The organism is Paenibacillus sp. T2-29, assembly GCF_052921365.1.
On record NZ_JBREVE010000002.1, the window covers coordinates 714,450 to 725,137 of the forward strand.

General features: G+C 44.6%; 10 protein-coding genes. 2 read left to right on the forward strand and 8 right to left on the reverse strand.

Features of this window, described 5'->3' with window-relative positions; all coding sequences use genetic code 11:
- Window positions 1–76: 76 nt before the first annotated feature.
- On the forward strand, window positions 77–1,402 hold the full coding sequence (locus ACU1JV_RS08825; RefSeq protein ID WP_040102059.1) for a helix-turn-helix transcriptional regulator: 1,326 nt from the start codon (window positions 77–79) through the stop codon (window positions 1,400–1,402).
- Window positions 1,377–2,177, forward strand: a complete 801-nt coding sequence (locus ACU1JV_RS08830) for a WYL domain-containing protein (protein ID WP_413985629.1) — start codon at window positions 1,377–1,379, stop codon at window positions 2,175–2,177. Before ACU1JV_RS08825 ends, ACU1JV_RS08830 begins: the two co-directional genes overlap by 26 nt.
- Before the next feature lie 83 nt (window positions 2,178–2,260).
- Here ACU1JV_RS08830 and ACU1JV_RS08835 read toward each other — a convergent pair whose 3' ends face one another.
- The 8 genes from ACU1JV_RS08835 to ACU1JV_RS08870 all read right to left on the reverse strand — a co-directional run bounded on the left by ACU1JV_RS08835 (window position 2,261) and on the right by ACU1JV_RS08870 (window position 10,682).
- Window positions 2,261–3,238 carry an aldo/keto reductase gene (locus tag ACU1JV_RS08835; protein ID WP_413985628.1) on the reverse strand — a complete coding sequence of 326 codons (978 nt, stop codon included), beginning with the start codon at window positions 3,236–3,238 and terminating at the stop codon, window positions 2,261–2,263.
- A gap of 137 nt (window positions 3,239–3,375) precedes the next feature.
- Window positions 3,376–4,134 (reverse strand): TraX family protein, encoded by a 759-nt coding sequence (locus tag ACU1JV_RS08840; protein WP_017426268.1) that lies wholly within the window; start codon window positions 4,132–4,134, stop codon window positions 3,376–3,378.
- A 46-nt stretch (window positions 4,135–4,180) separates the two neighbouring features.
- The gene (locus ACU1JV_RS08845) at window positions 4,181–4,960 is read right to left on the reverse strand and encodes a LytR/AlgR family response regulator transcription factor (RefSeq protein ID WP_017426267.1); all 780 of its coding nucleotides are present in this window, start codon (window positions 4,958–4,960) and stop codon (window positions 4,181–4,183) included.
- Window positions 4,957–6,285, reverse strand: a complete 1,329-nt coding sequence (locus ACU1JV_RS08850) for a sensor histidine kinase (protein ID WP_090736710.1) — start codon at window positions 6,283–6,285, stop codon at window positions 4,957–4,959. Before ACU1JV_RS08850 ends, ACU1JV_RS08845 begins: the two co-directional genes overlap by 4 nt.
- Window positions 6,286–6,423: 138 nt before the next feature.
- Window positions 6,424–7,014, reverse strand: a complete 591-nt coding sequence (locus tag ACU1JV_RS08855; protein ID WP_064962538.1) for an accessory gene regulator AgrB — start codon at window positions 7,012–7,014, stop codon at window positions 6,424–6,426.
- Window positions 7,015–7,029: 15 nt separating this feature from the next.
- Entirely contained in the window at window positions 7,030–8,823 is a 1,794-nt protein-coding gene (locus tag ACU1JV_RS08860; RefSeq protein ID WP_017426264.1) for an ABC transporter ATP-binding protein, read from the reverse strand.
- 14 nt (window positions 8,824–8,837) lie between these two features.
- A complete protein-coding gene (locus ACU1JV_RS08865; RefSeq protein WP_017426263.1) occupies window positions 8,838–9,395 on the reverse strand; it encodes a DUF5823 family protein in 558 nt (185 codons plus the stop codon).
- A gap of 15 nt (window positions 9,396–9,410) precedes the next feature.
- Window positions 9,411–10,682, reverse strand: coding sequence for a lanthionine synthetase C family protein (locus ACU1JV_RS08870; protein WP_017426262.1), 1,272 nt, complete (start codon window positions 10,680–10,682; stop codon window positions 9,411–9,413).
- Window positions 10,683–10,688: the final 6 nt, after the last annotated feature.

The following is a 10,688-nucleotide window of genomic DNA, read 5'->3' on the forward strand; positions in this document are numbered from 1 at the left end:
TTTCCTGCATCCCTTCCCTGTTAGAATAAAGGGATACTTATTTTCGGAGAACGGCTACAGAAACGGGGAATGCATCATGGCGAGAGAGAGTTTTGATAAAGAAATTCAATTCCTGCGTATGCTCACACTAACAAGCGGCGCTTATAATCGGCAGCAATTTGCAGACAGACTTGGCATTTCGGTACATACCTTTGATAAAACGATCCGCCGCCTCAAGGAAATCGTCCAATCCGTACAACAGCAGCTGCCTGCGGAACAGGGACATGATTTTAATGAGATGCTGCGCTTTAATTATTACGAATCCGCTGATCCATTGCTGTTATTCCTGTTTCGGGCCAAATCGCTCAAGGAATCGGAAAGTGTCCGCTTATCCCTTCTGCTGACAGCGCTACAGTCACAGTCTATGACTACCATGGAACTGTTGGATGCTTGCTGCAATGGCCTGCCTTCCGACAGTTCACTGCCAGATGAGAAAACAATTCGTTCTGATCTGAAATATCTGGTCGAAGTCGGCGTGATTCGTAAGGAGCCTGGCGGCAGGCCCTATCGCTATGCTGTCCGCAATGATCTGGTGACAGAACTGACGGACGAGGAATTACTGGACTTATATGATTTTGTGGACATTATGGCCAACACCCAGCTCCCCTCTGTGCAGGGATATCTGTTACGAGATCATCTTAAAAAAGCCATGCGCCGTCAGCTCGGAGATCGTGAGATGGCAGAGCCTTTTTTATATAAATACCATTATTATTCACGCATTCTGGACGAAGCCCATATTCATCCGCTTCTGCATGCCATTCGGCAACGTCGCTGTGTAAGCTTTTTATATTTCTCGGCGTCCAAACGAAGCATGTACGGGTCACAGAACACAAACCCACGGTTTGAAAAAGAGACCGAAGGCCGTGAACATACCATTCTGCCCCTGCAAGTCATCTATGATCATCAATACGGACGTTGGTATGTGCTTGGTCATGTAGGCGGCAAAGGAATCATGAAGTTTCGTATGGAGGGCATGACTCAATTGGTGGAGGGCAAGCCTGTCCCAGAGCAGCTTTATGCCGACCTGTTAGCCGTGTTGGAAGAAAAAATGCGGTACAGCTGGCTTGTTGATACGGGTCGTCCCGTGAAGGTACGGGTACGTTTTTTTAATCCTGAGGGTGCAAAGCGCAACTTTATCCGGGAACGTGTACTGTCACAGGGACAATGGGGTGCGATTACGGAGGAAGAAAGTGAATCCTTTATCTATGAAATCACAGTGAATGGAATCACTGAGATCAAACCATGGATTCGCAGCTTCGGATCAAGCTGTGAGGTATTGGAACCCCAGCGGCTGCGTAAGGAATTCAGACAGGAATGGAAGGAGCTGCAAGCCTATTATGAGCCTGTTCGAGAAAATATTTAACTATCAGATCGTCTCACGACTGGATGAATCGGGCGCTTTTGCTACCACATCGCAGGAAAGAGTCTGGCTTAAGTCCATGCTTGCAGACTCGGCAGCGACAGAGGCTTTTACCCCCTCTACACTTGATAAGCTTCGGCAATTACTTGCAGACGACGAGCCTCTGGAGGCTGATAGCAGCCTGCGCGAAAAAGCAGGGGTTCCTGCTGCTTCGGTTTATCATCCACTCCTGCGTGAATTGCGTTCCATTCTGCGATCCCGTTCAGGCATCTGTATGACCTACAAACTGCGCAACGGACGCCTGCATGAGCGAATGTCCGGATTTCCATACAAGCTGGAGTTTTCCATGGTCAAAAAAGAATGGAGTCTGCTGTGGTATAATCGTCGCCACCGCGCATTTATGTCCACTAAACTGTCCAACATCGTAACCGTTACGGAGGATGAGATCCTACCTGAAGAAGCCGAGACGTTTACCCAACGAATACTCGGTATACTGGAGTCACGCAAAGAACAGGGCATCATCGAAATTATTCCTGTATATAACGGTGAAATGTCTCGTATTTTATATGCTTTTTCCTGTTTTGAAAAGGAGGTCGAATATGATCAGGAAGCAGATACCTATCGTATTACGCTCACTTTCCAGGCAGACGAATGTGAATATGTGTTATCCAAAATCCGCTTCCTCGGCAAACGTGTCAAGGTCGTTCAAGGCTCTCGATTAATTTCGCGAATGAAGGAAACAACAGCCAAGGCCCTCGCCCGATACGAAGAGGAATAGCTGCTGAAGACATATAGGATATATCCACGTAAAGGCCCTCCCTCCGTCTGTTAATGAGACGAGGGGAAGGGCTTTTAAACGAGTTATGGCAAGGCTTGTCCGCGTGCACTGACATACAATTGATACCATTCCTCACGGGTCATCAGCTCGCTCTGGCGTTCTGCATCCTGACATGCTTTGATTCGTTCAGGATTGGCGCTGCCAATGACAGGCTGAATCCGTGCCGGATGCTTCATCAGCCAGCCCAGGACGATCGCTTCACGTGTCGTCCCCTTTTCAGAAGCCAGCTTCTGCACCAGTTCTGCCGTCTTACGGATGTGCTCAGGCTCTCCTTCCAGAGAACCTCCGCTAAAACGTCCCTGCGCCAGCGGTCCCCAGGCCTGGAGCTGAATATCCTTAGTTTGGCAATATTCCAGCAATCCTTCGCCAAAATGTACATTTGTCCCTGCATGCTGGTTCACGTGTACGGTCTGATCTATAAAATGTAGATGTGCCAAGCTCATCTCCAGCTGATTAACAATCAGCGGCTCCGTTAGGCTACGTTCCAGAAAACGAATTTGGCTTACATTCATATTGGAAACGCCAAAATGCCTGACTTTGCCGGATGTCCTAAGCTCGCTGAACGCCTTCGTTACTTCTTCCGGCTCTACCAGCGGATCGGGACGGTGCAGCAGCAGGATGTCTAAATACTCAGTACCCAGACGCTTCAAGATACCATCTACGGACTCCATAATATGATCATATGAGAAATCAAAACGGCCTGGGAGCGTGCCATCCGGCAAAAAAATACCGCATTTGGACTGAATTACGATTTGTTCACGCAATCCGGGCTGTCCCTTTAAAATCCGACCGAAAATTTCTTCCGCTTTTCCCATACGATAGATATCCGCATGATCAAACATCGTAATCCCGATAGATTGTGCAGCTTCTACAGCTCTCTCCGCTTCAACGACATGCTCCTGTGTATACGGTGCATGGCTCCATTCTCCACCAAAAGGCATGCAGCCAAGTACCAGCCGACTATCGGAGATTCCACGTTTCTGTAAAGGCATAATTTTCATGCTGCTCCTCCTTGAACCCTCAAAGTATTCCTTGCTTCATCAACATTCGAATAGTTCGTCAAACCGCAAAAATCAGACGGAAAACATGCCGTTTCCCGTCTGATTTTTTATTTTAGTTACTTATTAGACAGCCCTTCTTATATGTAATAATCAATAGCCAACTTCAGCAGATAAAGCGCGAGCAAATGCAGCGGATAAAACAAATAGAAGAAGGTTCGTGGGCCTTTTCCCCTCTCTCCGTTATATCGGGATAGCAAAGGGAGTGCAAAAATACAGGCCCCGCCGATCGCAAACGGATAAAGATATTCGTTCATTGTGCTGGCGTTGATGCCCATGATGCTGAGCGAATCGGGAACAGCCCATATAATGATGACTCCGAAAATGAACATAAGCGCAATTATTGCAATAATCCATCCGTTGTAAATCTTCTGTTGTTTGCGAGCCACATAGAAAGCCAGAACCAGGAACACTCCAATCACACTCCAGTCTCCCAAAAGAGAGACTACGCAAAGAGCCGAAATCGCCAAGTATTTAAGCACAGGATTGGTCGTGTTGTCATAGAACCATATTGCCAGTAGGCCCATCAACAACGTTAGCATGATGTTTCCCGAAGTATACCAATCTTTAAATACCAATCCGTAAGGCACCACACTGGCTAGCCCGGTTAGAGCAAGGCGCATTGTATATTTTTTGAAGCTTCTGGTATGGATATATCCTTCGGCTACAAAAAAAGCCATGATAGGCAATGTAATTCTGCCTACCACCTGAAAGCCCAAAAAATCGGCAAAAAATAGCCCTCCAATATGATCAATTAGCATTGCCAATACTGCAATTAATTTTAAACTGGTGGCATCAATGCCTTTCACCTCTGCTTGAACGGATAATCTTTGTTCCATATTCCTCCCCTTTTCTTCCCGAAGGACTATGCCCTCCGTATCTATTCTATTCGTAAACAGGTCTGTTCAGGAGGCTCCGGTCTCCCATCTTATCTAAGAGGTGCTTCAACAATTGGCGGGAAACGGGAATAATGCGCCTTGCTTCTCCGGAATTCTGATTGGTTTGAAAAATGATCTCCTTCTTGCTCTTATCTATAGATTCCACCTTCATCAGGTTTACGATAAATGCCCGATGACACCGGAACAACCTTGGGTCCTTAGCCTCAATATCTTTCAGATCGCCGTAAAACTCAAGAGTTCTGTTTTCGGAAACCAGACGGATTTTGTGGGGAACACCGGTTGTTTCAAAGTAATAAATGCTGGAGAAGGAAATTTGAAATTTCGTAAATTTATTGTCGAGTATAAACCAATCATTGACATCCAACACAGGCTTTCTTTGATGGGCAACAACAAGAACTTCTCTGACCTTTTTTTCCATTTCATCCTGAGTAGCATCCTTGATAATGAAATCAAGAGCTGCTACCTTATATTGGAAGGTAAGCGGAGACAGATGACCGTGGGTAGTTACAAAGACAATATGCCCATACATATCATATTTTCTGATTTCCTGGGCAACTTCCAGTCCCTTCATCTGACAACCAGAGATTTCAATATCAAGGAAATACAAGTTATTCGCACAAGCTTTAGATTCAAAAAGCAGGAGATCCGGCTTACTGGTGGCAATGAGATTGCTGCAGCAGATGCCAAGTTCCTCGCAGCTTTTACGGACCATCTTTTCCATTATGCGCTGCTGGATAAACTGATCTTCCAGAATAAAAATATTCATGATGTCGCTCTCTTTATAATTAATGTTTGCGTGAAAAAATCCGGTTCCTTTTTGGTATCCAAAGTTACATACTTGTTGCTGCGCAGCACCTTTGCTATATTGTACAAGCCAAGACCTCGATTGTCCGCTTTCGTTGAAAAGTTCCGTTTGTAGAGATCATTCACCTTAATCCCGTCAAGTGCAGAATGATTATAAGAGTTTCGTATCGTCACCGTCTGAATATCGTCTTCATGGATCAGCACAATATTTATGGACGGATTGCAGGTCTCTAGTGCCGCATCGATTGCATTGTCCAAGAAACAAGAGATTACTCTGCAAAGGTCTATAATATCCATATACATTTCACTGATACCGCTATCAATTTCCAGTTTTACGTCAACTCCACGCTTCTTTGCCACCAGCACCTTGGATGTAATAATACTCTTGAGCTCACTCACGTCCAGATTAATCAGGTTATCCAGACTATAGGAATATCCGTTCAACTGTGAAGCAGTAGGTTGGATAGAACTCTCATATATCCGCTTGATCATCGCTAAATCCCCAGTTCTGATCCCCTCGTCCAGCATTAACAGGATATTGGTATAGTCATGTCTGAAGCCGCGGATGTCTTCGTACATTTTTTCAATCTCCATAATATAAGCCTCCAGCTGCAGGTATTGTTCCGTCTTGTTCTTCTCTAGCTCACGTTCACGCAGGAAGCGATACAGCCAATTGATCGTCATCAGGAAGATGGAGGTCAAGCCGATCAGCATCAACACAATCTTTAATCTGCTTGGATACGGATTGTTGCTTTCACACTCCGAATAGATAATGAGTCCTAGTCCGATGATCCCCAAGACTAAGATTAAAGAAGCTCCGACGATAAGCTTAATCCGATATATCTTCAAAAGCCTGACCGCCGGAGTAGGAAACAAATAAGACACAAGCTTTCGGAGCGCCAAGTAGATCAGCGGAGGTGAACAAGCGGTTAGGAAGGGCGCCGTCCATTTGTTTTTATATTCATAAGGAACCGCATAGCTGATTACCGTTATGAAATAACCCAGCAGTGTCGTAATGAAGATGGTAAGGATGGCGTAGAAGCCTATGACCCACAAGGATTCATATTTGTCGGTCAACCACCCGTATACTGCCAGTAGCACAAATAGAAATAGGTAAACAATCAGTCCGAAGTTATTCAGAGCTGTTATTCCGATAAAATAATACATGACTAAAAACAGCAGCAGCTTATAATTCATACGGAAAACGCTTAGACCATTGCCGCTGACCATATGATATATTACAAGATAGCTGGTGTATTGCAAAAAATAAATGCCGGATGTAATCATTTTTTGTTCAATTTCCAAACTTTTGGGTTGACTGGTTCATAGAACAATCCGAAACAAATCCCTCCTCCTTCACCTCTTTTACTCATATGCTCCAGTAGCTTAGCCTTGAGTCTCTGGGTATGGTTGTTTCTGTATTCTTTAATATTCTTGATATTGTTCATAATTGGCATAACTCCTTCTCATTATGGAATAGAATACTGGTGTGATGACAACTGCTTCAAGAAACAGCCCAAATATTAACCAAGGATAAAAATCTAGTGCGATGGCCACGAAAACAAACACTATACTTAAAAAGATAGCTTGTAATCTGCATGCTCTTCTGAACTTCGGATCTACCAATGGATTGCACTCCGTATCGGCCGGAGCGTATCTGACAATCAGAATGATAGAAAGCAGACAGAGCGTCGCCAAAAAAAAGCGGTTCCATTCTACTTCCTTTAAGAGCCAGGGAACAAACACAAAGGTCAGTAGACTGACCCAGGTGCAATGATGCGACTTGCGAGCATGCCAGCCAAAGGACTTTCGCCGGACCACTGTATAGGAAAGCAGCATCGCAGCCGTTTCGGCTAATACACCGAGCAAACAGGCACTGACCAATACAAGAAGTATTTTTTCTGTGCCAGCCAGTATGTTCTCCAGATAATAAAGCACATAAGCACGCTTCTCCGCTTCCAATTCTTCGTCTTGAAAGTATTTATCAACGATCCACGTTGACAATTGATGATACAACGCCACCGCCCCTCCCTAACTTAATTGTGCGGGAAGCTGGAATTGAACATAATCACGATATTTATCATGCCAACTCATTAATTCGTGATGCGTGCCTACCCCCGTTACTTCTCCTTTATCCAAAAAGATTATCTGGTCCGCTTTGTAGATGGTTGACAAACGATGAGCGATAACAATGGTCATTTTATTCTTGGAGAGAAGCTTGATTACATCATGGACGAGCTGCTCTGACTCGCTATCCAGGTTGGCGGTAGCTTCATCAAACAGCAGGATCTCATGGTCTGAAAGCAAGCATCTGGCAATCTGGATTCGCTGCTTCTGTCCCCCCGATAATTTGACTCCCCTTTCTCCAACAAAGGTATCCAAACCATCCGGTAATTGATAAATTACCTCCTTCAAGCCTACTGTATCAAGAGCCGCATAAATCTCATGGTCATCCGCGTCTCTGTTTAGGCCATATACCAGATTGTCTCTCACTGATCCTACCAGTAAGTCACTATCCTGCATAACATAGGATATTTTGCGACGCCATTCTTCCGTCCTAATCTTATCCAAATATACATTATTGTAATAGATTTCTCCATTATATTCTGAGTAAAATTTCTCTATTAAAGAAAATATTGTTGTTTTTCCCGAGCCGGAAGGCCCTACGATCGCTGTAGTGGTACAGCCTCTGAAGGTTAACTCCACGTTGGATAATACCGGTTGGCCCTGGTTGTACGAGAAAGAAACATTGGCAAAATGCAGGATATCCGAATTCTGATCATGACTTTTCATGTCCGGCACACTGCCTAACTTTTCTTGCTTCTCATCTCGCTGGTTATATATGGTATAAATTTCCTTACTTGCTCCCTTGGCCTTTTGATACTGCGAGAAAAAACTGCTGAGCTGGGTCAGAGGCGAAACCATTGTAAACAAATAAAAGATCATGGATACCAGAGTACCTGTAGTGATATGTCCAGCGGCAATGCCGGCGCTTCCATACCAAAACATTCCTACCAAAGCTAGCATGATGATAATTGTGACAATCGGCTCAATGACAGCTGACAATATTCCCTCTTTGATGTTCAATCGAAAGATACGTCCAAGTATCTCCCGAGTATATTTCATTTCAAGCTTTTCCGACGTCGTCGCTTTAATGAATCTGATGTTATAGAGAATTTTGGATAACTCACCGGAAAAGTCTGCGGCTGCATCCTGTGCCTCAACCGCTACCCTATTCATCCTTCTTCCAATGGGATAGATTAGTAGCGCCGTTATAGGAATCAGAGCAACGAGTACACTCATTAATCTCCAATCCAACACAAATAACATGATGATGCAACCAGTGACCATCAGGACATCAGCCAGAATAGAAGGCAGAGTGATAGCTAGAAAATTACTTACAATAGCAAGGTCGTTCGTCATTCTGCTGATGATTTTGCCGTTCTCGTTGTTATCAAAATAATTAACCGGCAAATGGATAATTTTTTCCCAAATTTTCAGTCGCAGTTCCTGAAAAAACTTGCTCCCCACATATCTGAGGAGCAGAGAAGACACGGCGTTTAAAATCCCTCCGGCCAGAAACAGCGAAATAAGCACAGCTGCGGTCTGGATCGTCAGCTCCATAGCTGAGATCTTATCGACAAGCTTGCCTGTCATGATCGGCAATACTAATGAAAAAGCGGCGGAAATCAGTGTAAATACTATGCTCCAAGCAAGCGCAAGCTTGGGCCATCTCGCAATTTTGATTAACTTCAGCAAGGAATGGGCCGTTTGTTTTTCTTCACCGATCTTTTTATATGCCGTGCTCTCCATATTCAATTCCATTATGGCTTAATCACCTATTTCTCTTTGTGATTTTCGTATTCTAGCAAAAACTTCATTGCCATTGTATAGACACCTGCGGCTATCGCTACCATGACAATATAGGAGAGCGACAGCTTGGTTCCTATCCAGTCCGTTTGGTTGCTTAACTGGAACAGTAAGAAGCACACGGCGCTTCCGGCAAGAAACTCCAAAGAGTAGGAGAATTTCCGCCCTCTCTTCAACCTATCTAGTATAATATCCACTATAATTACAGCGGATGTAAGCATAAAAGAAATTTTATACAGCATAATCTTATCTTCAGCAACAATCTGCTGATCCTCAAAACTTGCAAAGTATCTGGCCAAAATTGTACCGATTACTAGGTATAATACGACAACTAGCACATTTATTCCGACACATTCGGCTGTGCTGTAGGTAATAGTCCCTTCGCTTCGTTGAACCAGGGTCGCTGCCAAGCTTGAAATAAACAGGACCAGAAACCAAATATAAAAATATGCATCCAGTTGAAAAGAGAGAAAATCGGTAATCAGTCCCACCATGACTGTAATAATTTCTTTTAATAAAATGAACATTACCGTCTCCTCCTGTTAGCTAAATACCAGCATCTGCTTCCATGTACTCAAGTTCTCATTATCACAGGTCAGCAGTGTCAGCAATACACCTGCACATCCATCGAGCAGCCCAACTTTATCGAGAGATAACGGATCATCGACGCTTCCCTCAAGGTCTATAAAAGGTACTCCCTCACCAGTATTTCGATATGATAACAAACGATGCAAAAATTCATCCTTAAACGGCATGGCTGCCGCACGGCTGAAATGGTGCTGAATCAGGACCAAGCCTGCATAGCCGTGACAGATCGTCGGTGAAATTACCTTTCTTAGCGAATCTGGTCTGGAGTAGACGGTATTGAACAATTGCAGAGCCTGCTGCTGCAGTGCTTTGTCCTCCAGGGCCAATCCCAGCCGGAACATAGCCACAGAAGCTCCCGGTGTGCCGTAACACCATGCATCTCTGTGATAACCTGGATTCCGACTAGTCTCTGCGGATTCATCCGGTGTGAACATATTAGGTATGACAAGGGTGCCGTTCCACTCCCTGATACTTCCGTGTAGAAAAGTCTTGGCAACTTCCAGTACTTCTCTCAATCCAGTTAACGGGTAGCGGCGGAGATGTGCAACGGCCAGCAGATTAATGGCTCCTGTAATTCCGTGCGCCATGCCAAGATTATAATAAATGGTCTGTTCGGGAAGTTCCTCGAAATGTCTCAGCTTGCCTACAGCATCCGTAATCAGTTGAAGTATCTTAAGGAGCACTGCATCCAGCTTCCCAACGTATCTGTCCTGGCGTTCCTTAACCTCCATTAATGTAGCTGCAATCCCCGTCCAGCCTGAAATCAAATCCAAGTCGCTATCCTCAATCAAAGAGTCTTCCAATTTCCCTCTTGTCTCCTCATAGAACTCCCCGTAGCTGCTAAGAAACATATCCAGCGTCTGCGAGAGCACATTCGTATATCTTGTTGAACCTCTTGAACACTCGTTGAACAGATAAATAACGCCTGCTAATCCGGTATACAGTGACAATGAATGGAACGGTATATTACCGATTAAACGCACAATCTCCTGATTGTACTTGAAAGCAAGCGCAGCCCACCCTTCCCCCGGGTAAACTTCATCTAGCTTATCCAGAAGAAGGCTGATCCCGGGGTATCCTGAAGCCAGCGATATCAGCTCCATTTCAGGGTAATCATGCATGGCGTGCTTCTTGATTAGCAGGGTTACAGTATCTATATCTTTGTAAATTTCTGCGCTTTGCCTGACTATTTCAGATAAATTTCCCGGGACTTGTTTGACCGCCATAAGCTC